A 25265-nucleotide genomic window follows, 5' to 3' on the forward strand; every position below is an offset into this window, starting at 1 on the left:
GCAGGACCGGCTGGAGTCGGCCGAGCAGGCGCTCACGGACGCCCGCGGGGAGGCCTCCCGGTACAGCGCCGAGGCCGCCGAGGAGACCGAGGGCGACTGCGGCACGGTCGCGCGGGCGGCCTACGAGGGCGCGCGGACGGCCCTGGCGGCCACTCCGGGCCAGTTGCCCGTGCTCGGCCGGGCCGGGGTGGTCGACGCGGGCGGACGCGGGCTCGTGGCGGTGCTGGGGGCATTGGTGGAGGCGTTCACGGGGGAGGCGGTGCGGGAGGCTCCGGTGGCACGGGAGGCTTCGGCGGCGTGGGAGGTCCCGGCGGCGTCGGAGACCCCGCGGACCCTGGTGGTACGGCAGACCCCGCAGGCCCTGGTCGCGGGGGAGGCCGCGGACGCGGTTCCCGGCGGGCACGCGCGCGGGGAGGGCATGTCCGACGCCGGCCTGTGCGCCGACGCCACCGAGACCGGCGGGCCCGCCTACGAGGTGATCTATCTGCTGGAGGCGGCAGACACGGCCGTGGCCCGGCTCCGGGAGCGCCTCGACGCGCTCGGCGACTCCCTGGTCGTGGTCGGCGGCGACGGCCTGTGGAACGTCCATGTGCACGTCGACGACGCGGGCGCCGCCGTGGAGGCGGGCGTGGAGGCTGGGCGGCCGTACCGGATCCGGATCACGCACTTCGGGCTCGGGGACGTGCACACCGGCGGCGAGCGGCCCCCGCGCGAGCGCGCCCAGCGGGCCGTCGTCGCCGTCGTACCGGGCGAGGGCCTGGCCGGGCTGTACACCGAGGCGGGCGCCACGACCGTCCTCGCGCGCCCCGGGGAGCCGCCCGCCAGCGGGGAGCTGGTGCAGGCCGTACGGCGTGCCCACGCGCGCGAGGTGGTCCTGCTGCCCAACGACGCCGAGCTGCGCCACACGGCCGCCGCGGCCGCCGAGCAGGCCCGCACCGAGGGCATCCGGGTGGCCCTGATCCCGACCCGCTCCGCGGTCCAGGGCATCGCCGCGCTCGCCGTGCACGAGCCGGAGCGCCGGTTCGACGAGGACGTGGTCCAGATGACCGCGGCGGCGGGCGCCACCCGGTACGCCGAGGTCGTCGTCGCCGAACACCAGTCCTGGACCACGGCCGGCATCTGCCAGGCCGGGGACGTGCTCGGGCTGATCGACGGCGACGTGGCGGTGATCGGCGCCGATGTCACCGCCACCGCCGCGACCGTCCTGGACCGCATGCTCCAGGCCGGCGGCGAGCTGGTCACCCTCGTCGTCGGCGACGAGGCCCCCGAGACCGTCGCCGAGCACCTCGAGGCCCGCGTACGGGAGTCCTACCTCGCCGTGGACACAGTCGTGTACCGGGGCGGCCGCCAGGGGACCCTGCTGCTCATCGGCGTGGAGTGACCCCGCGCCCTCACTGTCCGAGCCCGAGCATCCCGGTGGCCTCCGCCCGCCGCGCCCGGACGGTCTCGTCCTCGTCGTCGGCACCTTCGTAGGCCGCGAGCACGGCACGCGCGCGTGCCGCCGCCTCGGCCGGCCGGCCGAGGCCGGCCTCCAGCCGCCCGGCGGCGAGTTCGGCACCGGTACGGTCGTGCAGCCCGTCCACGCCCAGCGCGCCGAACAGCGCGGCCGCCCGGTCCATCTGGACCAGCGCCGCCTCGAACACGTCCTGGATCACGCCACCTTCGCCCTGCTCCCGCTCCCCGTCCTCCCCGTCCTCCTCGTCCCGCTCGATCGCCGAGCGGGCCAGCAGGTCGCCGAACTGGCGATGGGTGTGGGCGAGTTCGTCCGTGAGCTGTTCCCGGGACACCGGATCGGCCGCGTCCTCCCGTGCCCGCTCGCACTCGCGGACCGCCTCCGCCATCAGCGCCCGTGCGCTCTCCTCTCCGCCGTCCCCGCGCAGGGCCAGCCAGCCGCGGGCGCGCAGCGAGCGGACGAGGAAGGCCGGGTTGCCCAGTGCGCGCCACAGTTCACCCGCCCGCGCGTAAGCCCGGTCGGCTTCCGCCGGCAGACCGGCCTTGCCCAGCGACTCGGCGGCGAGGTGGGCGAGGGTGGCGTGGTCCTGCTGCTCGGGCCAGTGCCGGGCGGTCTCGGCCGCCCGCAGCCGGTGCTCGGCCGCCGCCCGGTGCTCGCCGAGCTCGCCGAGACAGTCACCGAGCCACCACCGCGCCTGTACGACGGCCCCGTCCCCGTGCGTCTCGGCGGTCAGGTCGGCCAGCGCCGACTCCAGCACCTCGGCGGCCTCGGCGAACCGCCCCTGCCGCAGCAGGAACCCGCCCAGCTGCTGCCGCGCCCAGGCACCCAGCGTGCCGCTCTCGCCCGCCTCGTCGGCCCAGTGCGCGGCCTCCAGCGCGTGCTCGGCGGCCTCGGCGGTCCCACCCCGGGCACCGACGACCTCGGCGAGCTGCAGATGCAGCTGGGCCCGCCCGACCGGCTCGACGTACGGCCCGCCGTGCTCCAGCGCGGCCCGCAGCGCCCGTTCGGCCCCGGCCGGGTCACCGGCCTGGTGGGCGAGTGCGGCGACCTGCACCTCGTACTCCACGGCGAACCACGGCAGCCCGGCGCCCACGTACGCGTCGGCCGCCCGCCGGAACAGCTCCGCGGCCCGCCCGGAGTCCCCGCGCATCCCGGCAAGCTCGGCCAGCATGCCCCGCGCCTCCGCGGCCCGAGCGGCCAACCGCACATCGTCCGAGCCCCGCCCGCCGACCAGCGCCAACACCTCACCCACGGCCTTCTCGGCCCGCTCGAGCCCATCCGGCGCCCACTCCTGCGCGGCCCCGCCGGAGACCGACTCCCCGGGCACACCGTCCTCGGGCGCCGGCCGCTGGGCGCCCACCCCGCCTGAGGACGACCCGCCGGGCATGCCGTCCTCGGCCCCCGACCGATCGCCGGCCGGCCCACCGGTGGCCGGTTCGCCGGGCAGGCTGTTCTCGGGGCCCGGCCGGGAGGTGGCCGGCTCGTCGGTGACGGGCTCGCCGGGTGCGGCGTCGTCGGGCTTCGGCCGAGGGGATACCGCCCCGCCGGTGGCCGGCCCGTCCGGCAGCAGGCCCTCGCGCTCCGGCTCGTCCGAGGGCGACGCGCCGGGGGCCGGGGCGTCCGGTACCGGGGCTGCGGCAGCGGGGCCGGCCGGGTCCGGCGCGGCCGGGATTGCGCGGCCCGGCTCGTCCGGGGCCGGTGCCGTGCGGTGCGGGGCGGCCTGGACCGCGGTCTGAGGGGCGGGACCGTCCGCGTCCTCCAGTACCGGGGTCCCCTCGTGCGCGTATCGCATCAGGATCCGGGCCCGGCTCATCAGCACCGACGCCGTCTGCCGTACGCCGGTGGCCTCCTCGGCGTACAGGGCGAGCGCCTCGTCGTACAGGCCGGTGACCGTCGCCAGTGCCGTGTCCACCTCGCCCGTCAGGGCGCGGACGTACGCTCCACGCGCGCGTGCCGCCAGGGCCTCGCCGAGGTCGCCCGCCGCCGCGTACAGGGCCGCTGCCCGCTCGAACAGCTCGATGCCCGCGGGGCCGAGGGCCATCGCCTCGTGGTCGGTGAGCTCCGCGCGGTCGCGCGGCTCCAGCTCCCTGCCGTGCGCGGCCCGTGCGACCGCCGCCCAGGCCTCGAGCGCGTGCGGCTGGAGGGTGTCCGACAGCCGCCGTGCCTCGGCGAGCAGGGTCGCCAGGTCGGGCTCGCCGGGCCCCTCCGGCGGGGGCGCGGCCACCGGGGCCGGCGCGGGGCGCACCGTGCGCACGCCCAGCGGCAGGCGCTCCACCAGCGGCCGCTGGGCCATACGCGCGCGTGCCCGGTCGCCGACGTACGACGTGCCGTTGCGCCGGTCGAACCGCTCGGCCAGTTCCCGCGTCTCCACGCGCGCGTGGGCGGCGAGTTCGCTCGCCGTCCAGGTCCGGCCGGCCGGCCCCGGCACCCGCTGTCCGCCGAGGCCCAGTTCGGTCAGCCGGTCCATCAGCAGCGTCACCACCGCCATGAAGTCCAGCCGGCTGCGCGGATGGCCGGTGTCCGTGAAGTAGGCGGGCCGTTCGGCGAGCAGCTCCAGAGCGCGCGCTTCGTTCCCGGTCAGCGCGCAGAACTCCACGTGGTCGGCGTACGCGGCGCGCATCGACTCCATCGGGCGGACGAGGCGCAGGCCCCGCAGATGGTTCGCGCGCGCCTCGTCCACACGCCCCAGCCGCAGCAGCGGATCCAGCGAGGACGCCAGCACGGTGTGCGGTTCGTGCGCGCATGCGAACTCGCCCTCCAGCACCGGCCGCCACAGCCGGAGCGCCTCCTCGTCCCGCCCGCGCTGAACCTGCCAGACGCCCTGCCCGTGCAGCTCGCAGGCGTGACAGTCGGCCATCCGGTCGCGGTCCGCGGCGAGCCACGCCGCGTACGCCCGCTCCGCGCGCGCCACGTCCCCGATGTGCGCGGCCACGCTGAACTCCGCGCCGCGTACGGCCCGTTCGGAGTACCCGGCGACCCGGTAGCGGTGCTCCATCTCGCCGAGCCACTTCTCGACCGAGGCGAGCGGGATGTGCGGCTGGTCCAGCATGCCCGCCGACATCCACTTGAAGACCCAGTGCAGCGAGTGCGCCTCGTACGCGTCGAAGTCCTCGGGCCGTTCGTCCCACATGCGGAGCAGCCGCGCGAACGGGACGAACATCTTGTCCTTCTCGGAGCTGTAGTTGTAGACCTTCAGCTGGTGCCCGAGCGCCTCGATGACGGCCAGCGGGATGCCGAGGCCCTCCGCCGCGGCCAGCAGCTGCTCGGCGCGCGCGTTGCGGGCGGGACCCTCCGGCTGCTCGGAGTTCTCCGCCATCGCCCGGCGCAGCGCGTCGAAGTCCGTGATCTCGCTCATCGCCCGTCTCCCTCCCCGTGGGTCGCCCACTCCAGCAGGCCGATGAACGCCCGGTTCAGCAGCGCCGAGTCGGCCGGCCTGAGCGGACGCTGCGCCATCAGCAGGGCCTGCCCGTACAGCGACTCGGTGGCGGTGCCGATCAGTTCCGGGTCCTTCAGCGAACCGATGCGCCGCACCAGCGGGTTGAGATGGTTGAGCACCAGACGCGCGCGTGGTGCGCTGCCGCGCAGCGATCCGAGGATGCCCGCCCACAGGTCGTCGGCCTGCTCCTCGGCCGCGGCGCGGGCCTGCTCGTGCCGGGCGGACCGGTCGTCCAGGTGCAGCGCGGGCACGGACAGCGGGTGGAAGGCCCGGAGGACGACGTCACAGCCCAGCGGGTCCAGCTTCGCCCGCGCGGCCGCCAGGAAGCCGGACAGGGCCAGTTCCTCGCCCGGGTCGACCGCGTCCAGGTGCGCGGTCACGGTGTCCGCGTCCAGCTCGGCGACCACGGTCCCCGGCCGCACCGACGGCAGTGCCTCGACCAGCTCGCCGTCGTACGTGTAGCCGCCGTTGACCACGCCGACGCCCTGCGCGGAGGCGATCGGCGCGACCTGCCGGTACTCCTCGACGGTCCGCGTGAAGTGCACGACCGGGTGCCGCTGGGCGAACTCCTCCAGGGACAGCTGTCCGTCGGTCGTCTCGAACGGCAGCCAGGGCAGCATCGTGCGCAGCATCTCGCGGTCGTGCCGGGCGAGGGACTTCACGCCCAGGTGGTGCACGGCGAGGAAGGCCGCGAGCCGCTCCGGATCACCGGCGGCGAGCCCCGTGAGCCAGGAGCGGATCCTTTCGCCGAGGGCGTCCCTGACGGCCGCGAGCGTCTCGTCCTCGTACAGCGACTCGCGCGAGGCCGTCGGCCGCAGGCTGTCGGTGTCCAGCACGCAGCGGACGAAGAACGCCCAGTCGGGCAGCAGCTGTTCGGCCCGCTCGGTCAGCAGCATGCCCTTCAGATGCACCCGATGGGTCGCCCGCTGGGCGGGGCTCACGGCCGCCGGCAGCACGTACGCCACCCCGCGGATCCCGGCCAGCGGCACGTCCAGGTCGATCGAGTCCAGCGGGGTGAACCCGAACAGCTCGTGACAGTGCCGGGCCAGCGCCACCCTTCTGCTCGCAGGGCTCGGATGCGGCCGGTCCCAGGGCGCGGGCAGATCGGTGACCGGCTCCTCGCCCACCCGGACGTCGTACGGCAGCAGTGCGCCGAAGTCGCGGGCGAGGGTCAGCACCCGCTCCGGGGCCAGCCACTCGGCCGCCCCGGGCCGCGCGGTCAGGTGGACGGTCGTACCGGGCTCGGGCCGCGCGGAGTCGGGCAGGGTCCGCACGGTGTACGAGCCGTCGTCGCGCGCGGTCCACTCCACCGGGGGCGCGCCGGGCGTACGGGCGCTGCGGCTGACCACCCGGATCCGCTCGGCGACCACGAAACAGGCCAGCAGCCCGATGCCGAACTGGCCGAGGAAGTCCGAACGGGCCTCCTGCAGGCCCTCGGCCCGTTTGGAACTGCGCCCGATGGTGGCCAGCAGGTCGTGCACGTCCGTCTCGGTGAGCCCGATCCCGCTGTCCTCCACGCGCAGACCGCCGTCCGCCGGGTACAGCCGGACCAGCGCCGGTGCGTCCGGCTCCGCGGCCCGCCGGGCGGTGACGGCGTCCACCGCGTTCTGCAGCAGCTCGCGCAGGTAGACCTTGGGACTCGAGTAGAGGTGATGGGAGAGCAGGTCCACCAGGCCGCGCAGGTCGACCTGGAACATGTGAGGTGGGTGAGGTGTATGAGGAGACTGGGATGCCTGGGATGACTTCGAGGTCTGGGAATCCATCGTCACTGCGCCGGAGGGGGGAGTGGGTGCGGCGCGGGGTCGGGCGGTCCCGGCGGGGCGGTGACCGCGGGGGATGGCCGGAGCGCGCCATCCTAGAGCCGGAACAGTCCAGCCGACCAGGGGTTTCCCCGCATTGTCAGTGCCGTGGTGTGCAATGGATCTCGTGCCCGCACTGCAAGAACCACTGAAGCAGCCACTGAAGTCGGTGCTCGGCCCCGCCACCGCGAAGGTGATGGCCGAGCACCTCGGCCTGCACACCGTCGGCGACCTCCTCCACCACTACCCGCGCAGATACGAGGAGCGCGGCCAGCTCACCCGACTCGCCGAACTCCCCATGGACGAGCACGTCACGGTGGTCGCCCAGGTCGCCGACGCCCGCCTGCACAGCTTCGCCTCCGCCAAGGCCCCCCGCGGCAAGGGCCAGCGCCTGGAGGTCACGATCACCGACGGCAGCGGCAGGCTCCAGCTGGTCTTCTTCGGCAACGGCGTCCACAAGCCCCACAAGGAGCTGCTGCCGGGCACGCGCGCGATGTTCGCCGGAAAGGTCTCGGTATTCAACCGCCGCCTCCAACTCGCCCACCCGGCCTACGAGTTGCTGCGCGGCGACAGCGAGGAGACGGTGGAGAGCTGGGCCGGCGCCCTGATCCCCATCTACCCGGCCACCGCCAAACTGGAGTCCTGGAAGATCGGCAAGGCGGTCCAGACGGTGCTGCCCACCGCCCAGGAGGCCCTGGACCCCCTGCCGCCGTCCCTGCGCGAGGGCCGTGGCCTGGTCCCGCTCCCCGAGGCCCTGCTCAAGATCCACCGCCCGCACACCAAGGCGGACATCGCCGACGCCCGCGCCCGCCTGAAGTGGGACGAGGCGTTCGTCCTCCAGGTCGCCCTGGCCCGTCGCCGCTACGCGGACACCCAGCTACCGGCCGTACCCCGCAGGCCGAGCCCCGACGGCCTCCTCGCGGCCTTCGACGACCGCCTGCCCTTCACCCTCACCGACGGCCAGCAGAAGGTCTCCAAGGAGATCTTCGACGACCTCGCCACGGAACACCCGATGCACCGCCTGCTCCAGGGGGAGGTGGGATCGGGCAAGGCTCAGCCACTGGACTCGCTCGTCCTCACACCCGCCGGTTTCCGTTGCATGGGCGACTTGAAGGCGGGGGACGAGGTCATCGTGCCGGACGGGGAGGTTGCCCTGATCGACGGTGTCTTTCCGCAAGGAGAACGCGACGTCTGGCGTCTGGTCCTTTCCGATGGAAGTTCCGTGGAGTGCGACGACGAACATCTCTGGATCGTCGGCACGGGCCGCGGGTGGCAGCGAGGTCAGAAACCCGAGGTCATGACGACCCGGGCCATTCGCTCGGACACGTTCGAGGCAGACGGATCCTCGAAGTGGTACATCCCCGCAGCAGCCCCCGTCGACCTCGGAGGCGACTCCGGTCCGCCGATGGATCCCTACCTGTTCGGCCTTCTCCTCGGGGGCAAGACGTCCCATGGGAAATGCGTTCCCGACGACTTCAAGAACACGTCGATCAAGAACCGTCATGCCTTGCTGCAAGGGCTTCTGGACACCGATGGAACTGTTCACGCCGACGGCATGAGCGTTTCGCTCTGTTCCGCTTCTCGCAGGCTCGCTGACGACGTCGCCTGGCTCGTACGTTCGCTCGGCGGCCGTGCGAGCGTCCTGCCGAAGCGCGATGCCTTCGACGTGTCAGTGGTGCTGCCCGACGCATACGCTCCATTCCGTCTGCCCCGTAAGGCCGCCCGTGTCCGACCCCGGCCGGAGTACCACACTTTCCGACGCGGAATCCGCGCGGTCGAGTACGTGGGGCGAAAGCCGGTCCAATGCATCAGTGTTGCCCACCCGAGCCACGCCTACGTCACCGACAACTTCACGGTGACCCACAACACGATGGTGGCCCTGCGCGCCATGCTCGCCGTGGTCGACGCGGGCGGTCAGGCCGCCATGCTCGCGCCCACCGAGGTGCTCGCCCAGCAGCACCACCGCTCGGTCACCGAGATGATGGGCGAGCTGGCCGAGGGAGGCATGCTGGGCGGCGCGGAGCACGCCACCAAGGTCGTCCTGCTCACCGGCTCCATGGGCGCCGCCGCCCGCCGCCAGGCCCTGCTCGACCTGGTCACCGGCGAGGCCGGCATCGTCATCGGCACGCACGCCCTGATCGAGGACAAGGTCCAGTTCCACGACCTCGGCCTGGTCGTGGTCGACGAGCAGCACCGCTTCGGCGTCGAACAGCGCGACGCGCTGCGCGGCAAGGGCAAGCAGCCCCCGCACCTGCTGGTCATGACGGCCACCCCGATCCCGCGCACGGTCGCCATGACGGTCTTCGGCGACCTGGAGACCTCCGTCCTCGACCAGCTCCCCGCCGGCCGCTCCCCGATCGCCAGCCATGTGGTCCCGGCCGCCGACAAGCCCCACTTCCTCGCCCGCGCCTGGGAGCGGGTCCGCGAGGAGGCCGGAGGCGGCCACCAGGCGTACGTCGTCTGCCCCCGCATCGGCGACGAGGAGGACGACCCGAAGAAAGCCAGGAAGTCCCCCGAGGACGAGGCGGAGAAACGCCCGCCGCTCGCGGTCCTGGACGTCGCCGACCAGCTGAGCCGCGGCCCCCTCCAGGGGCTGAAGGTGGAGGTCCTCCACGGCCGTATGAACCCCGACGACAAGGACGCGGTGATGCGCCGCTTCGCGGCCGGCGAGACGGACGTCCTGGTCGCCACCACGGTCATCGAGGTCGGAGTGAACGTCCCCAACGCCACGGTGATGGTCATCATGGACGCCGACCGCTTCGGCGTCTCCCAGCTCCACCAGCTCCGCGGCCGCGTCGGCCGGGGATCGGCCCCCGGACTGTGCCTGCTGGTCACCGAGATGCCCGAGGCCAGCGCGGCCCGCCAGCGCCTGAACGCCGTCGCCGCCACCCTCGACGGCTTCGAGCTCTCCCGCATCGACCTCGAACAGCGCCGCGAGGGCGACGTCCTCGGCCAGGCCCAGTCCGGCGCGCGCTCCTCCTTGCGCGTTCTCGCGGTCATCGAGGACGAGGAGGTCATCGCGGAGGCGAGGCAGGAGGCGACGACGGTGGTGGCGGCGGACCCCGAGCTGCAGCAGCTTCCGGGGCTCCGTACGGCCTTGGACGCCTTGCTGGACGAGGAACGGGAGCAGTACCTGGAAAAGGGCTGAGGTGCGGCGCCCCGACAGGAGCGCGGGGCCGTGTCGCCGAGCGGCTCCGCCGCGAGGGCGCGAGCGACCACGACGGACCGCCTGCCAGACTGAATCCGTAACCACCCCCGAACAAGGACCGAAGATGACCCGCGTGATCGCCGGCAGGGCAGGCGGACGGCGCCTCTCAGTACCGCCCGGCACCGGAACCCGGCCAACATCGGATCGCGCCCGCGAAGGTCTCTTCTCCACCTGGCAGTCCCTCCTGGGCGGCCCGATGGACGGCGAACGAGTCCTCGACCTCTACGCCGGCTCAGGCGCCGTAGGCCTGGAGGCCCTCTCCCGAGGCGCGAGCCACACGCTCCTCGTCGAGGCCGACGCCCGCGCGGCGAAGGTCGTGCGCGACAACGTGCGGAACCTCGGCCTCCCCGGCGCCGAAGTCCGGGCGGGCAAAGCGGAACAAGTCATCAGAACCGCACCCCCCACCGAGCCGTACGACCTCGTCTTCCTCGACCCCCCGTACGTTGTCACGGATCACGATCTTCGCGAGATTCTGCTCACACTCCACTCGGAAGGCTGGCTCGCTGAGCAAGCGCTCGTCACCGTGGAGCGCAGCACCAGAGGCGGCGAATTCCGGTGGCCGGACGGCTTCGAGGCGATCAGGTCCCGTCGCTACGGCGAGGGAACGTTTTGGTACGGTCGCGCCGCCTCTACGTGCGAAGACGCACGATGACCGGACCGGAGAGCGAGGGATCACAAGTGCGCCGCGCCGTCTGTCCCGGGTCGTTCGACCCGATCACCAACGGACACCTCGACATCATTGCCCGAGCCTCCCGTCTGTACGACGAGGTCTACGTCGCGGTGATGATCAACAAGTCCAAGAAGGGCCTGTTCGAGATCGAGGAGCGGATCGAGCTGATCCGCGAGGTCACCGCCGACTACGCCAACGTCCGGGTCGAGGCCTTCCACGGCCTCCTCGTCGACTTCTGCAAGCAGCGCGACATCCCCGCGATCGTCAAGGGCCTGCGCGCCGTCAGCGACTTCGACTACGAGCTGCAGATGGCCCAGATGAACATCGGCCTCACCGGCGTCGAAACGCTGTTCGTGCCCACCAACCCCACCTACAGTTTCCTCTCCTCCTCGCTGGTCAAGGAGGTCGCGGCCTGGGGCGGCGACGTCTCGCACCTGGTGCCCGCCCCGGTGCTGGAGGCCCTGAACAAGCGCCTGCGCAAGGTCTGATGGGACCGATGGGACTACAGTCGTCCCGTCCGTCTCCATCCCGGCTGTAGAGAGTGGCGAGCACAGGTGGACGTGCAGAAGAAGCTCGACGAGATCGTCTCCGCGGTCTCCGGCGCCCGGTCCATGCCCATGTCGGCGTCCTGCGTGATCAACCGCGCCGAGCTGCTCGCGATGCTGGAAGAGGTGCGCCAGGCCCTGCCCGGCTCCCTCGCGCAGGCGCAGGAGCTGATCGGCGACCGTGACCAGATGGTCGAGCAGGCCCGTCAGGAGGCCGAGCGGATCATCTCGAACGCGCACGCCGAGCGCGGCTCGCTGATCTCCGACACCGAGATCGCCCGCCGTTCGCAGGCCGAGGCCGACCGGATCCTCGCCGAGGCCCGCAAGGAGGCCGAGGAGGTCCGCGCCGAGGCCGACGACTACGTCGACTCCAAGCTCGCCAACTTCGAGGTCGTCCTCACCAAGACCCTCGGCTCGGTGGGCAGGGGCCGGGAGAAGCTGCTCGGCACCGGCCCCGGCCTGGACGAGAACGGCTACGAGGACGCGGACGCCCCCGAGCGCAGCCACGACCCGGAGACCCTGCGCCACAACGCCGACCAGTACGTCGACGTCAAGCTGGGCGCCTTCGAGGCGGTCCTCGCCAAGACCCTGGAGGCCGTCGGCCGCGGCCGGCAGAAGCTGCACGGCCGGATCGCCACGGACGACCTCGGCGCCCTCGCCGACGACACCACGACCTTCCAGCACTCCAGCGACGCCGACTACCTCGCCGACCTCGCGGCCCTCGCCGAGCAGGACACCGCGGCCGAGCGCCCGGACCGGCAGCAGCCGCCGCAGCAGTCGCAGCAGCCGTCGTACGACCCGCAGCCGGCGTACGCGTCGTACGAGCAGCAGCAGCCCGACCCCTACGGCGGCTTCCCGCAGCAGCCCGCCTACGGCCAGCAGGACCCGTACGGCTACCAGCAGGCCGACCCGTACGCGGCCTACCAGGGCTCCTACGACCCCCAGCAGGCCGCCTACGAGGCACAGCAGGCCCAGCACGGCCAGCACGGCCAGCCCGCCCAGCAGCAGGGCTACGCCCTGGACGAGACCAGCCTCTTCGACACGAGCATGATCAGCGCGGAGCAGCTGCGGGCGTACGAGCAGGGGCGCGGTCTGCAGTGACCCACCGGATTGGGCCCTGAGCGAAAGGTCCAGTATCCTGGCTCTTCGGTCGCGCGTACGTCCGCGATCGCCGCTGCCCTCGACACCGACGGGCGGCGGCCCTCCGAGCTCGAAGATCGAAAGCAGGAATGGCTTCCAACGCCCGCCTCGACCACCGCAACCCCCTCGTGTTCGACACGCACGAGCTGGGTCGGCGTCCTGGCGCGCTGCAGCGCCTGTCCCGCACGATCGACGCCCCCGCCGACCTCGGCATCCAGGGAGTCATCGGAGTGCCGGAAGGCGCCCCGGTGGAGCTCGAACTCCGGCTCGAGTCGGTCATGGAAGGGGTGCTCGTCACAGGCACCGCCCGTGCACAGGCCGAGGGGGAGTGCGTAAGGTGTCTGGAGCCGGTCGGGCTGGAGCTCGAAGCGGACTTCCAGGAACTGTTCTCGTACCCTGACGCCGACGACCGGGGCCGCGTGATCGCGGAACCGGGCGACGACGCCGAGGACGACGAGGACAGGTTCTTCCTCGAGGACGGCCTGTTCGACCTCGAACCTCTGCTGCGCGATGCGGTGGTGCTCGCACTGCCGATGCAGCCGGTGTGCCAGGAAGACTGCCCGGGCCTGTGCTCCGAGTGCGGAGCGCGGCTCGCGGACGACCCGGACCACCACCACGACGCCGTCGACATCCGTTGGGCGGCTTTGCAGGGACTCGCCGGTTCACTCGAAGACGGCGAGAAGGACGAGATGAGCGGCGGCGCGCCTCAGTCAGCACGCGCCGACGAGAAGCAGGAGAAGTAGCCGTGGCTGTTCCGAAGCGGAAGATGTCGCGCAGCAACACGCGCCACCGCCGGTCGCAGTGGAAGGCTGCGGTCCCCACCCTGGTTGCGTGCGAGCGCTGCCACGAGCCCAAGCAGCAGCACATCGCGTGCCCGTCTTGCGGCACCTACAACAAGCGCCAGGTCCTCGAAGTCTGAGCGGGCTGGTGAGAGGCACTGTGTCCAGTCCCAAGAAGGCGGAAGACGCCAAGGCGGACGCATCCGCCCGGAAGAAGGCGGACAACCAGGCCTCGTCCCACACGCTTCTGGAAGGGCGGCTCGGCTACGAGGTCGAGTCCGCCCTTCTGGTGCGCGCGCTGACCCACCGTTCCTACGCGTACGAGAACGGCGGTCTGCCGACGAACGAGCGGCTGGAGTTCCTCGGTGACTCCGTCCTCGGCCTCGTCGTCACGGACACGCTGTACCGCACCCACCCCGACCTGCCCGAGGGCCAGCTGGCCAAGCTGCGGGCCGCGGTGGTCAACTCGCGTGCGCTGGCGGAGGTCGGCCGTGGCCTCGACCTGGGCTCCTTCATCCGGCTCGGCCGCGGTGAAGAGGGCACGGGCGGCCGGGACAAGGCGTCCATCCTCGCCGACACCCTCGAAGCGGTGATCGGTGCGGTCTATCTCGACCAGGGCCTCGACTCGGCGTCCGAGCTGGTGCACCGGCTCTTCGACCCGCTGATCGAGAAGTCCTCGAACCTCGGTGCCGGCCTGGACTGGAAGACCAGTCTCCAGGAGCTCACCGCGATCGAGGGGCTCGGCGTGCCCGAGTACCTCGTCACGGAGACCGGCCCCGACCACGAGAAGACCTTCACTGCTGCCGCCCGCGTCGGAGGCGTCTCGTACGGCACCGGCACCGGCCGCAGCAAGAAGGAGGCGGAGCAGCAGGCCGCCGAGTCCGCCTGGCGGGCCATCAAGGCCGCCGCGGACGAGCGCGCCAAGGCGGCCAAGGAAGCGGCCGCCGCGGACGCCGAGGCGGTCAAGGCGGCCAAGGAGGCCGTCGCCGAAGACGGCGGTCCGGCAGCCGGGGAAGCCGCCGCCAAGGACGGCAACCCGTCGTCCGCTCCCGCCTGACCCACAGCAGTACCGAGCGCCCGCCCCGCCGCTGCCGACGGGGCGGGCGCTCCGCTCGTCCACCGCTTCGTACGGGGGTCCCGATGCCCGAGTTGCCCGAGGTCGAGGTCGTACGGCGCGGTCTCGCGCGCTGGGTCGCGCACCGCACCGTCGCCGAGGTCGAGGTGCTGCACCCGCGCGCCGTGCGCCGGCACATCGCGGGCGCCGACGACTTCGCGCACCGGCTCAAGGGCCACCACATCGGCACGCCCAGCCGCCGGGGCAAGTACCTGTGGCTGCCGCTGGAGGAGACGAACCAGTCCGTGCTCGCCCACCTCGGCATGAGCGGCCAACTGCTGGTGCAGCCGCACGAGGCACCCGACGAGAAGCACCTGCGCATCCGGATCCGGTTCGCCGACTCCCTCGGCACCGAGCTCCGCTTCGTGGACCAACGCACCTTCGGCGGGCTGTCGTTGCACGACAACACCCCCGGCGGCCTGCCCGACGTCATCGCGCACATCGCCCGCGACCCCCTCGACGAGCTGTTCGAGGACGAGGCGTTCCATCTGGCGCTGCGCCGCAAGCGGACCACCATCAAGCGGGCCCTGCTGGACCAGTCGCTGATCAGCGGCGTCGGCAACATCTACGCGGACGAGGCGCTGTGGCGCGCCCGCATCCACTACGAGCGCCCTACGGCGAACTTCACCCGCCCGGTCACCACCGAACTCCTCGGTCACATCCGGGACGTGATGAACGCGGCCCTCGCCGTCGGCGGCACCAGCTTCGACAGCCTGTACGTCAACGTCAACGGCGAGTCGGGCTACTTCGACCGGTCCCTGGACGCGTACGGCCGCGAGGGCGAGCCCTGCAGGCGCTGCGGCACCCCGATCCGCCGCCGTCCCTGGATGAACCGTTCCAGCTACTTCTGCCCGAGGTGTCAGAGGGTGCCGCGCGTGTCGTCGTAACGCGCGCGTGCCGCGAGGACGTCGTCCATGGCGCCCTCCACGCAGTGGATGAGCGCCAGCAGCCGCTCGGCCACCTGCCGGCCCAGGGGGGTCAGCTGGTAGTCCACGCGCGGCGGGTTGGTCGGCTGAGCCTCGCGGTGCACCAGGCCGTCGCGCTCGAGTGCGTGCAGCGTCTGGGACAGCATCTTCTCGCTCACGCCGTCCACGCGGCGGCGCAGCTCGTTGAAACGCAGTGAGCCCTCGTACAGCGCGCCGAGCGTCAGTCCGCCCCAGCGGCCCGTGACGTGCTCCAGCGTGCCGCGCGACGGGCAGGCCTTGGCGAAGACGTCGTAGGCGAGGTCGTCGTGGTCCTGGGCGGTGGCGCTGATACCGGCTGTCATGGCACAAGGGTACGCCCACACAGCGCTAACCACTAGGTTGCACTAACTGGTGGTTAGTGCTTTCCTTGGGTCACTGCTTCCGAGCTGCCCATTCGAGGAGTTCCTGTGACCACCCCTGTCGTTTCCATCGCCTACCACTCCGGCTTCGGCCACACCGCCGTCCTCGCCGAGGCCGTCCGCGCCGGTGCCGTCGGCGAGGGTGCCGAGGTGCACCTGATCAAGGTCGACGAGATCACCGACGAGCAGTGGCAGACGCTGGACCGCTCCGACGCGATCGTCTTCGGCTCGCCCACCTACATGGGCACCGCCTCCGGTGCCTTCCACGTCTTCGCCGAGGCGACCTCCAAGCGCTGGTTCGGCCAGGACTGGAAGGACAAGCTGGCCGCCGGCTTCACCAACTCGGCCTCCAAGAGCGGCGACAAGCTGCACACCCTGCAGTTCTTCCAGACGCTCGCCGCCCAGCACGGCATGACCTGGGTCAACCTCGGCCTGCACCCGGGCTGGAACGCCAGCACCGCCTCCGAGAACGACCTCAACCGCCTCGGCTTCTTCTCCGGCGCCGCCGCCCAGAGCAACAACGACCAGGGCCCCGAGGGTGTCCACAAGGCCGACATAGCCACGGCCGAGCACCTCGGGCGCCGGATCGCTCAGACGGCGCAGGTGTTCACGCGGGGGCGGGTCACCGCCTGACGGCGCCGCGGGGCGGGGAACGAGCCGAGGCGCACGGACCCCGCCCCACCGGGACAGCCGCAGCAGCGGAGAAGACCTCTCCGGTTCAGTACCCGAAGAAGTGAAGGGCCGGGTCTCCGACCTACGGCCGTGTAGTCGATCAACGCTGCGACCTGCGACGCTCGTGCGCGGACTCACCGCATGATCGGGCCGATCGCGGGTATACGACCGTCATCCCGGGGGCGGTTCTGTGCAAAAAGGGTGCGGCGCTATGACTGAGATCCCGGCAGAGGTCTTCGAGTTGGTGGCGCGGAAGGCTCTGCAAGACCTGTCCACCGCGGTGGACCCACGGGCGCTGGAAGCGCTGGCCGGCTGTGACGTGCTGATTCCTGCGATCGGCGGGATCCGATACACGCGTGACCGCAGTGAACTTGTGCGGCTTGTGCTGCCGGTGATCGAAAGCGTCGACGACGCCCCCGCGGTCATGGTCTTCACCTCGGAGGAACGGCTGCTCAGGGCCTTTCCCCAGGTGCCCTGCTACAGGCCGGTCACCCTGCGGGACCTGGCCTCTCGCTGGCCGAGCGATGAGGTGGTGCTGGTGATCGACGCCGGGGACGAAGACGAGCTGACACTGTCCGCGCACAACGCGCGGTGGCTGCTCGGCCGCTGCCTCGTGTGACCGTCACGCAACCAGTGAGACTCCGCGGAGGTACCGAGATGAGTGCCGGAGAACGGGCCAAGGCAAAGGCCGAACAGGTCGTCGGAAAGGCCGTGCGGAAGGCGGCCCACGCGGTGCACAAAGAAACCCTCGCAGCAAAAGGCGCCGCTCTCGAAGCACGGGGCAAGATGCGGGGTGCGAAAGAACGGACCAAGGGCTCCCACTAGCTTCCTCGGAAGACCGCGTATGACCTGCGGGATTCTCAGTACCCGAAGTCCTGTGTCCACCAAGGCCCGCCCGGGCCGAAGTGGACGCCGATACCGAGGGTCTTGAAGTCGCAGTTCAGGATGTTGGCGCGGTGGCCGGGGCTGTCCATCCAGGCCCGCATCACGGCCGCCGCGTCGGCCTGGCCGCGCGCGATGTTCTCGCCGCCGAGGCCGGTGATCCCCGCCGCCGCGGCCCGGTCCCACGGCGTCTTGCCGTCCGGGTCGGTGTGGTCGAAGAAGTTCCGCGCCGCCATGTCGTCGCTGAACGACTCGGCCAGCCTGGTCAGCGAGGAGTTCACGGTCAGCGCGCTGCAGCCGACCTTCGCCCGCTCCTCGTTGACGAGCTTCAGCACCTCCGCCTCGGCGGCGCTCGTCGTGGCCACCGCCACCGGTGCGGCACTCGACTTCGGCGCCTTGGACGCCGTGCTGGACGGGGTGCTCGTCGGCGTGCCGGCCGGCGTCGCCCGCGCGGTCGGCGTCGCGGTCGCCGTCGTCGACGGCGCGGGCGTGGGGGAGGCCGGTGCCGAGGCCGGCTGCGACGTGGAGGCGGACGGGCTCGGGGACTGCGAAGGCCCGGAGTCCGAGCCGGCGCCGCCCACGGGGCTGTCGGCGCTGCCCGAGGCGCCGCCCTGCTCGGCGGCCGTGTTGCTCGGCGTGTCCACGACCTGCACCCGGTCGGCGCCGGTGGTGTGCGTGGCGCCGCCGAGCCGGTAGTTCTGCAGACCCGGCACCACGCCGGTGGCCACTGCGGCCGTACCGAGGGCCACGGCCACGGACACCCCCAGCAGTCCCGAGCGCACCGGCCTCGCGCCCTTCTTCCGGCGCCGGTGGCCTGCGGAGGGGGCGCCGGACAGGGCGAGGCCACCGCCCCCCGGGCCGCCCGGGCCGTCGTCCTCCGCGGAGAACAGATAGGCGTGCGCCTTGGCGGTCGCGTCGGCGTAGGCCAGGGGCTGCAGACCGGTCGCCGGGGTGTAGGCCTCCGGGTTCAGATACGGCGCGATGCCCCGGGGCGCCTGTGCACGCCGGAGGAGCTCCGTCCGCTCGCGGCGGACGATCTCACCCGGGTACGAGTCCCACCGGCCACCACCCGGGTACGGCCCCTGCCGGACCTCATCCGGGTACGAGTCCTGCCGCCCGCCGCTCGGGTAAGGGGCCTGCCGGAGGACGGCGGTGTACGAGTCCTGCCGGAGGCCACCGGTGTACGAGTCCTGCCAGGTGCCACCGGTGTACGAGTCCTGCCAGGTGCCACCGGTGTACGAGTCCTGCCAGGCCTCACCCGCGAACGAGTCCTGCGGGGTGCCGCTGCCGTTGTCGGAGCGCTGCGTGCGTATGACCCCCGTGGCGCGGCCCTTGGCGGCGCGGCCGGCGGCGGAGCGTCGGTGGCGGCCCATGTCCTTGCCCTCTTCCTCGTCCTCGCGGGCGGCCGGTGCCTGCGCGGCGAGTGACTTGCCATGGCCAACCCGACTCACCCGATCGAGTGAGTTTCATATGAGATGCATTGGGTCGGGACGGTACCCCATGCCGTCGGCGGGCGATGTGTCCCGCGCGACATCGGCTGGTTAGGTTGCACCTATGAGCGAGGATGTACGACTGGTCGCCTGGGTGCGCGGACGCGTGCAGGGTGTGGGTTTCCGCTGGTTCACGCGTGCCAAGGCGCTGGAGATCGGGGGCCTGAGTGGTTTTGCTCTCAATTTGGCCGACGGTCGCGTCCAGGTCGTCGCTGAGGGGTCGCGCGAGGGCTGCGAGGGGCTGCTGGACTGGCTCCAGGGCGACGACACGCCCGGACACGTGGTGGGAGTCACCGAGATCTGGGACACACCCCGCGGCGGCTACGACGGCTTCGCCATCCGCTGAGCCAATTCTGTAAAGGCGCGCAGGCCGGCGCACGGGGAGCTGCCGGAGGCACATGCGCACAGCAGAAACGACCTGGTGGTTGCCAAGAACGGCCCGGCGTGGCAGGCTCCGCAAGAACAGCTGATCGTCACGCCCCGAGGGTCCCGGATGACTCGCTGCGCCGCCGCTTTTTCCGGCCGCGCGCCCCGGTTTGCCCGCCAATACGGGGCGTGATCGTGTTGACCGTCAAACTTTTTGGTGAGACGCTGAAAGCCCCGCGCACCTTAGCTGTTTGGCATGGAGCAACACTAGAGCAACACTCGGATGTGCCAAGCACCGCGGGTGCGATCCCTCACGACCCACACCGCATCGGTCGGTCACTCATTGTGGAGGACCATCCATCATGGCAAAGGCGCTTCTCGGTTACGTCGGCGGCTCCGACCCTCGACTCCTCGCCGAGATGCGACGGCTGCAGCAGCGTGTCCAGGACCTGGAGTCCGAGCTCGTAAGGATCCAGGCGGAGAACGAAGCGCTGACGGCTGCCGCCTCTCAGGACAGGATCATGGAGAGCATCGACGCACACCAGGCGGAGCCTGCGCTCACCTGATCCCTGCATCGCTCCACGACAGCAGTCGCAGCGATTGGGCTGCCATATCAACCGCTCAGTTGATTCGGACGACCGCAACCCGGCCGTCAGAGTTGCAAGGGACGCTTCGGCGTCCCTTCTTTCTTTGCTCCACGCATCCTTTCACCCTCTTTAACGTACGGTGTGCCCTGCATGTTCAATGGCGAAACCGTGGGGTTGCGAGTGTCCGTGGAGTGAGATAGCCGCGCCCGGTAGAGTCCAGCGGCGTGCACCTCAAGGCCCTGACCCTCCGCGGCTTCAAGTCGTTCGCCTCGGCGACCACGCTCCGGTTCGAGCCGGGCATCACGTGTGTCGTCGGCCCGAACGGCTCGGGCAAGTCCAATGTCGTGGACGCGCTCAGCTGGGTCATGGGCGAACAGGGCGCCAAGTCGCTGCGCGGCGGCAAGATGGAGGACGTCATCTTCGCCGGCACCACCGGCCGCCCCCCGCTGGGCCGCGCCGAGGTGTCCCTGACCATCGACAACTCCGACGGTGCGCTGCCCATCGAGTATGCCGAGGTCACCATCACGCGGATCATGTTCCGCAACGGCGGCAGCGAGTACCAGATCAACGGCGACACCTGCCGCCTCCTGGACATCCAGGAACTCCTCTCCGACTCCGGCATCGGCCGGGAGATGCACGTCATCGTCGGCCAGGGCCAGCTCGACTCCGTCCTGCACGCCGATCCGATGGGCCGCCGCGCCTTCATCGAAGAGGCAGCCGGCGTCCTCAAGCACCGCAAGCGCAAGGAGAAGGCCCTGCGCAAACTGGACGCGATGCAGGCCAACCTCGCGCGCGTGCAGGACCTGACGGACGAACTGCGCCGCCAGCTGAAGCCACTGGGCCGCCAGGCGGCGGTGGCGAGACGGGCCGCCGTGATCCAGGCCGACCTGCGCGACGCACGCCTGCGACTCATGGCCGACGACCTCGTACGCCTGCGCGAGGCGCTCAAGGCCGAGATCGCGGACGAGGCGGCCCTGAAGGAGCGCAAGGAGGCGGCCGAACAGGAACTGAGGAAGGCCCTGCACCGCGAGGGGCTCCTGGAGGACGAGGTACGGCAGCTCACGCCGCGCCTCCAGCGCGCCCAGCAGACCTGGTACGAGCTCTCCCAGCTGGCCGAACGCGTCCGGGGCACCGTCTCGCTCGCCGACGCCCGGGTCAAGAGCGCCACCTCCGCGCCCCCCGAGGAGCGGCGCGGCCGCGACCCCGAGGACATGGAGCGAGAGGCCGCCCGGATCCGTGAGCAGGAGGCCGAGCTGGAAGCGGCCCTGGAGGCGGCCCAGCGCGCCCTCGACGACACGGTCGCCCACCGCGCCGAACTGGAGCGGGAACTGGCCGTGGAGGAACGCCGGCTGAAGGACGTCGCCCGCGCCATCGCCGACCGCCGCGAGGGCTTGGCCCGGCTGTCCGGCCAGGTCAACGCGGCCCGCTCCCGAGCGGCCTCGGCCCAGGCCGAGATCGACCGCCTGGCCACGGCCCGCGACGAGGCACAGGACCGCGCGGTGCGCGCCCAGGAGGAGTACGAGGCCCTGAAGGCCGAGGTGGACGGCCTCGACGCGGACGACGCGGACCTGGCCGAACAGCACGAGGCCGCCAAGCGCCGGCTCACCGAGGCCGAAGCCACTCTGAGCGCGGCCCGCGAGGCCCTCACCACCGCCGAGCGCACCCGCGCCGCGACCCAGGCCCGCCATGAGGCACTGGCGCTGGGCCTGCGCCGCAAGGACGGCACCGGCATACTCCTCGGCGCCCGCGACCGCCTCACCGGAGTCCTGGGCCCGGCCGCGGAACTGCTGACGGTCACCCCCGGCTACGAGGTGCCGCTCGCCGCGGCCTTCGGCGCGGCGGCGGACGCGATCGCCGTGTCGACTCCGGCAGCGGCAGCCGAGGCGATCCGCCTGCTGCGCAAACAGGACGGTGGCCGAGCGGCGCTGTTGCTGGCAGGGGACGCGCCCCCAGGAAGCGAGGGGCGAGACGGCGCGCGGCTCCGCAGCGCGGGCGCGCCCGGCCACGACGAACCCGCGGACACCCCACGGCCCGGCGCCCCCCTCCCCGCAGCCGGCCTCGTCCGCGGCCCGGCCGACCTCATGCCCGCCGTGCACCGCCTCCTGCGGGGAATCGTCGTCGTCGGCACCCTGGAGGACGCCGAGGACCTGGTCTACGCGCACCCGGAACTCACCGCCGTCACCGCCGAGGGCGACCTCCTCGGCGCCCACTTCGCCCACGGCGGCTCGGCCGGCGCCCCCAGCCTGTTGGAGGTACAGGCCTCCGTGGACGAGGCCGCCGCCGAACTCGCCGACCTGGCCGTGCGCTGCGAGGCGCTGGCCGAGGAGCAGCGGGCGGCAGCCGAACGGCGTGCCGAGGCCGCCACCCTCGTGGAAGAACTCGCGGAGCGGCGCCGGGCGGCAGACCGGGAGAAGTCGGCCGTCGCCCAGCAGCTCGGCCGGCTCGCCGGGCAGGCGCGGGGGGCGGCGGGCGAGGCCGAACGGTCGGCCGCGGCCGCCGCACGCGCGCAGGAGGCGCTGGAGAAGGCCGTACAGGATGCCGAGGGACTGGCCGAGAGGCTGGCGGTCGCCGAGGAGATGCCGGTCGAGGAGGAGCCGGACACCTCCGTACGCGACCGGCTCGCCGCCGACGGCGCCAACGCTCGGCAGACCGAGATGGAGGCCCGGCTCCAGGTCCGTACCCACGAGGAGCGGGTCAAGGGGCTGGCCGGGCGGGCCGACTCGCTCGACCGGGCCGCCCGCGCGGAACGCGAGGCACGCGCGCGTGCCGAGCAGCGCCGCGCCCGGCTGCGGCACGAGGCGGCCGTGGCGGAGGCCGTCGCCTCCGGCGCCCGGCAGCTGCTCGCGCACATCGAGGTGTCCCTCGCCCGCGCGGAACAGGAACGCACCGCCGCCGAGGCCGCCAAGGCACAGCGCGAGCAGGAGCTGACCGCCGCGCGCACCGCGGGGCGTGAACTGAAGGCCGAACTGGACAAGTTGACGGATTCGGTGCACCGCGGCGAGGTACTCGGCGCCGAGAAGCGGCTGCGGATAGAGCAGCTGGAGACCAAGGCGCTGGAGGAGCTGGGTGTCGAGCCGGAGGGGCTGGTGGCCGAGTACGGCCCGCACCAGTCCGTGCCGCCCTCGCTCCCCGCCGAGGGTGAGGTGCTGCCCGAGGACCCCGGGCATCCGCGCAACCAGCCCAGGCCCTTCCACCGCGCCGAACAGGAGCGGCGGCTCAAGGCCGCCGAGCGGGCGTACCAGCAGCTGGGCAAGGTCAACCCGCTGGCGCTGGAGGAGTTCGCGGCGCTGGAGGAGCGGCACAAGTTCCTCAGCGAGCAGCTGGAGGACCTGAAGAAGACCCGCGCCGACCTGCTGCAGGTGGTGAAGGAGGTCGACGAGCGCGTCGAGCAGGTCTTCACCGAGGCCTACCGGGACACCGCGCGCGAGTTCGAGGGCGTGTTCAGCCGGCTGTTCCCCGGCGGTGAGGGCCGTCTGGTGCTGACCGATCCGGACAACATGCTCACCACGGGCGTGGACGTCGAGGCGCGCCCGCCGGGCAAGAAGGTCAAGCGGCTCTCCCTGCTGTCGGGCGGCGAGCGCTCGCTGACGGCCGTGGCCCTGCTGGTGTCGATCTTCAAGGCACGCCCGAGCCCCTTCTACGTCATGGACGAGGTCGAGGCGGCGCTGGACGACACCAACCTCCAGCGGCTGATCCGGATCATGCAGGAGCTGCAGGAGGCCTCGCAGCTGATCGTGATCACGCACCAGAAGCGCACGATGGAGGTCGCCGACGCGCTCTACGGCGTGTCGATGCAGGGCGACGGCGTCTCGAAGGTCATCTCCCAGCGCCTTCGCTGAGCGCAGCCGATCAAGATCAACTCACTTTGTGTTCAAGAAGTGAACATAGAGCCCTTCGGTGTATCGAAAAACTCACAGCCGTTGAAGTATTGACTTCGAAACTTGAAGGCATAGTCTCTGCAACGTTGCTTTTACCTTCAGGTCTCACCTGTAAGGGCTCGCCCCCACCCGCGGCAGCGCTGCCGTGGCCCGAGGAGATACCCGTGACCAGCACCACGCAGGCACCTCAGTCAGGAGCCAGGACGGCTCAACCCGAGCATCTCGGGCACGTCATCTTCATCGCGGCGGCTGCCGCCATGGGCGGTTTCCTCTTCGGTTACGACAGCTCTGTGATCAACGGCGCGGTCGAGGCCATCCGCACCAAGTACGACATCGGCTCCGCGGCCCTCGCCCAGGTCATCGCGGTCGCGCTGATCGGCTGTGCCGTCGGTGCCGCGACCGCCGGCCGCATAGCCGACCGGATCGGCCGCATCCGGGTCATGCAGATCGCCGCGCTCCTCTTCGTCGTCAGCGCCGTCGGCTCCGCGCTGCCCTTCTCCCTGTGGGACTTCGCCCTGTGGCGCGTCGTCGGCGGCTTCGCCATCGGCATGGCCTCCGTCATCGGCCCCGCCTACATCGCCGAGGTCGCCCCGCCCGCCTACCGCGGCCGGCTCGGCTCCTTCCAGCAGGCCGCGATCGTGGTCGGCATCGCCGTCTCCCAGCTGGTCAACTGGGGTCTGCTGAACGCCGCCGGCGGCAACCAGCGCGGTCACCTGATGGGCCTGGAGGCCTGGCAGGTCATGCTCGGCGTCATGGTCGTCCCGGCCGTCCTCTACGGCATGCTGTCCTTCGCGATCCCCGAGTCCCCGCGCTTCCTGCTCTCGGTCGGCAAGCGCGAGCGTGCCAAGGAGATCCTCGCCGAGGTCGAGGGCAAGGACGCCGACCTGGACGTCCGCGTCGCCGAGATCGAGCACGCGATGAAGAGCGAGCACAAGTCCGCCTTCAAGGACCTGCTCGGTGGCGGCTTCTTCTTCAAGCCGATCGTCTGGATCGGTATCGGCCTGTCGGTCTTCCAGCAGTTCGTCGGCATCAACGTCGCGTTCTACTACTCCTCCACTCTCTGGCAGTCGGTGGGCGTCAACCCGACGGACTCGTTCTTCTACTCCTTCACGACGTCGATCATCAACATCATCGGCACCGTGATCGCGATGATCTTCGTGGACCGCGTCGGCCGCAAGCCGCTCGCGCTCATCGGCTCGGTCGGCATGGCCGTCGGTCTCGCGCTGGAGGCCTGGGCGTTCTCGTACCACCTCGTCGACGGCAGGCTTCCGAGCACCCAGGGCTGGGTCGCCCTGATCGCCGCCCACGTGTTCGTCCTCTTCTTCGCCCTGTCCTGGGGTGTGGTGGTCTGGGTCTTCCTCGGCGAGATGTTCCCGAACAAGATCCGCGCCGCCGCCCTGGGCGTGGCCGCCTCGGCGCAGTGGATCGCCAACTGGGCCATCACCGCGAGCTTCCCGTCGCTGGCCGACTGGAACCTCTCCGGCACCTACGTCATCTACACGGTCTTCGCCGCGCTCTCGATCCCGTTCGTCCTGAAGTTCGTCAAGGAGACGAAGGGCAAGACGCTGGAGGAGATGGGCTGACCAGCCCCGTGAACTCGGGGAGAAGGGCCAAGTCCCCGCTGCCCCTCTCCTCGTACCTTCCGCCGCCCCCGGCCCGGCCACTGCCCGGTCCGGGGGCGGCGGTGTCGTACGCGCCGGTCACCGGATGAGAACGCGGGCGCCGAGCCGCCGGGCCCGTGGCGTCGCCGCCTCGATGCCGTCCAGGCGGCTCCCGATCCCGTACGGCTGCTCGCCGAGCGCCGCGCAGATCATGTCCAGGTCCGTGCGCATTGCACCCCTCGGGCACGTCGAGGACCTCGAACTCGCCGTTCGGCCCGCGGACGACCACATCCACACTCGGACTCGCCGTCCCAGTGGAGC

20 protein-coding genes are annotated in these 25265 nt (G+C 71.7%); 15 read left to right on the forward strand and 5 right to left on the reverse strand.

Translation table 11 applies throughout. From position 1 onward, the window contains the following. Positions 1-1381: DAK2 domain-containing protein (locus ABT288_RS09785; protein ID WP_351604568.1), on the forward strand; the 1381-nt coding region annotated here is incomplete at its 5' end. 10 nt (positions 1382-1391) lie between these two features. Here ABT288_RS09785 and ABT288_RS09790 read toward each other — a convergent pair. Both ABT288_RS09790 and ABT288_RS09795 read right to left on the reverse strand, forming a co-directional pair. Next, entirely contained in the window at positions 1392-4808 is a 3417-nt protein-coding gene (locus ABT288_RS09790; protein WP_351604570.1) for a proline-rich domain-containing protein, read from the reverse strand. Next, the gene (locus ABT288_RS09795; protein ID WP_351604572.1) at positions 4805-6652 is read right to left on the reverse strand and encodes an HSP90 family protein; all 1848 of its coding nucleotides are present in this window, start codon (positions 6650-6652) and stop codon (positions 4805-4807) included. The genes ABT288_RS09790 and ABT288_RS09795 overlap by 4 nt, the downstream gene beginning before the upstream one ends. 154 nt (positions 6653-6806) lie before the next feature. Between ABT288_RS09795 and ABT288_RS09800 the strand changes: the two genes are divergently transcribed. From ABT288_RS09800 to mutM, 8 genes are all read left to right on the forward strand, one after another. Next, entirely contained in the window at positions 6807-9836 is a 3030-nt protein-coding gene (locus tag ABT288_RS09800) for a helicase-related protein (RefSeq protein ID WP_351604574.1), read from the forward strand. 124 nt (positions 9837-9960) lie between these two features. Beyond that, positions 9961-10548 (forward strand): 16S rRNA (guanine(966)-N(2))-methyltransferase RsmD, encoded by a 588-nt coding sequence (gene rsmD, locus ABT288_RS09805; RefSeq protein WP_351604576.1) that lies wholly within the window; start codon positions 9961-9963, stop codon positions 10546-10548. 26 nt (positions 10549-10574) lie between these two features. Next, the gene (gene coaD / locus ABT288_RS09810) at positions 10575-11054 is read left to right on the forward strand and encodes a pantetheine-phosphate adenylyltransferase (protein ID WP_055704332.1); all 480 of its coding nucleotides are present in this window, start codon (positions 10575-10577) and stop codon (positions 11052-11054) included. A 66-nt stretch (positions 11055-11120) separates the two neighbouring features. Next, positions 11121-12212: a F0F1 ATP synthase subunit B gene (locus ABT288_RS09815; protein ID WP_351604578.1), complete on the forward strand. Its 1092-nt coding sequence runs from the start codon at positions 11121-11123 to the stop codon at positions 12210-12212. Between the two features lie 128 nt (positions 12213-12340). Next, complete coding sequence (locus tag ABT288_RS09820) at positions 12341-12994, forward strand: YceD family protein (RefSeq protein WP_351604580.1); 654 nt, start codon at positions 12341-12343, stop codon at positions 12992-12994. A gap of 2 nt (positions 12995-12996) precedes the next feature. After that, positions 12997-13170, forward strand: a complete 174-nt coding sequence (gene rpmF, locus ABT288_RS09825; RefSeq protein WP_003951102.1) for a 50S ribosomal protein L32 — start codon at positions 12997-12999, stop codon at positions 13168-13170. Between the two features lie 8 nt (positions 13171-13178). After that, complete coding sequence (gene rnc / locus ABT288_RS09830; protein WP_351604582.1) at positions 13179-14087, forward strand: ribonuclease III; 909 nt, start codon at positions 13179-13181, stop codon at positions 14085-14087. An 83-nt stretch (positions 14088-14170) separates the two neighbouring features. After that, positions 14171-15031, forward strand: a complete 861-nt coding sequence (gene mutM / locus ABT288_RS09835; protein ID WP_351604584.1) for a bifunctional DNA-formamidopyrimidine glycosylase/DNA-(apurinic or apyrimidinic site) lyase — start codon at positions 14171-14173, stop codon at positions 15029-15031. On the opposite strand, the gene ABT288_RS09840 is transcribed toward mutM, so the two are convergent. Beyond that, on the reverse strand, positions 15004-15411 hold the full coding sequence (locus ABT288_RS09840; protein ID WP_351604586.1) for a winged helix-turn-helix transcriptional regulator: 408 nt from the start codon (positions 15409-15411) through the stop codon (positions 15004-15006). The two genes, mutM and ABT288_RS09840, sit on opposite strands and share 28 nt — an antisense overlap. Before the next feature lie 105 nt (positions 15412-15516). Between ABT288_RS09840 and ABT288_RS09845 the strand changes: the two genes are divergently transcribed. Continuing rightward, the gene (locus ABT288_RS09845) at positions 15517-16101 is read left to right on the forward strand and encodes a flavodoxin family protein (RefSeq protein WP_351604588.1); all 585 of its coding nucleotides are present in this window, start codon (positions 15517-15519) and stop codon (positions 16099-16101) included. Between the two features lie 250 nt (positions 16102-16351). Next, positions 16352-16759, forward strand: a complete 408-nt coding sequence (locus tag ABT288_RS09850) for an SseB family protein (RefSeq protein ID WP_351604590.1) — start codon at positions 16352-16354, stop codon at positions 16757-16759. A 241-nt stretch (positions 16760-17000) separates the two neighbouring features. Here the strand turns inward: ABT288_RS09850 and ABT288_RS09855 are convergent, their stop codons facing one another. After that, positions 17001-18473, reverse strand: coding sequence for a CAP domain-containing protein (locus ABT288_RS09855; protein ID WP_351604592.1), 1473 nt, complete (start codon positions 18471-18473; stop codon positions 17001-17003). Positions 18474-18576: 103 nt separating this feature from the next. On the opposite strand from ABT288_RS09855, the gene ABT288_RS09860 reads away from it, so the two are divergent. The 4 genes from ABT288_RS09860 (at position 18577) to ABT288_RS09875 (ending at position 24926) form a co-directional block, all read left to right on the forward strand. Beyond that, the gene (locus tag ABT288_RS09860; RefSeq protein ID WP_351604594.1) at positions 18577-18858 is read left to right on the forward strand and encodes an acylphosphatase; all 282 of its coding nucleotides are present in this window, start codon (positions 18577-18579) and stop codon (positions 18856-18858) included. Positions 18859-19240: 382 nt separating this feature from the next. Further along, positions 19241-19444 (forward strand): hypothetical protein, encoded by a 204-nt coding sequence (locus ABT288_RS09865; protein WP_014675251.1) that lies wholly within the window; start codon positions 19241-19243, stop codon positions 19442-19444. A 245-nt stretch (positions 19445-19689) separates the two neighbouring features. Then, complete coding sequence (smc, locus tag ABT288_RS09870) at positions 19690-23304, forward strand: chromosome segregation protein SMC (RefSeq protein ID WP_351604596.1); 3615 nt, start codon at positions 19690-19692, stop codon at positions 23302-23304. 203 nt (positions 23305-23507) lie between these two features. Further along, a complete protein-coding gene (locus ABT288_RS09875; protein ID WP_351604598.1) occupies positions 23508-24926 on the forward strand; it encodes a sugar porter family MFS transporter in 1419 nt (472 codons plus the stop codon). A gap of 117 nt (positions 24927-25043) precedes the next feature. Here the strand turns inward: ABT288_RS09875 and ABT288_RS09880 are convergent, their stop codons facing one another. Beyond that, positions 25044-25175: a hypothetical protein gene (locus ABT288_RS09880; protein ID WP_351604600.1), complete on the reverse strand. Its 132-nt coding sequence runs from the start codon at positions 25173-25175 to the stop codon at positions 25044-25046. Positions 25176-25265: the final 90 nt, after the last annotated feature.

The sequence above is a fragment of the Streptomyces sp. NPDC001093 genome (assembly GCF_040298985.1).
Lineage (GTDB): Bacteria > Actinomycetota > Actinomycetes > Streptomycetales > Streptomycetaceae > Streptomyces.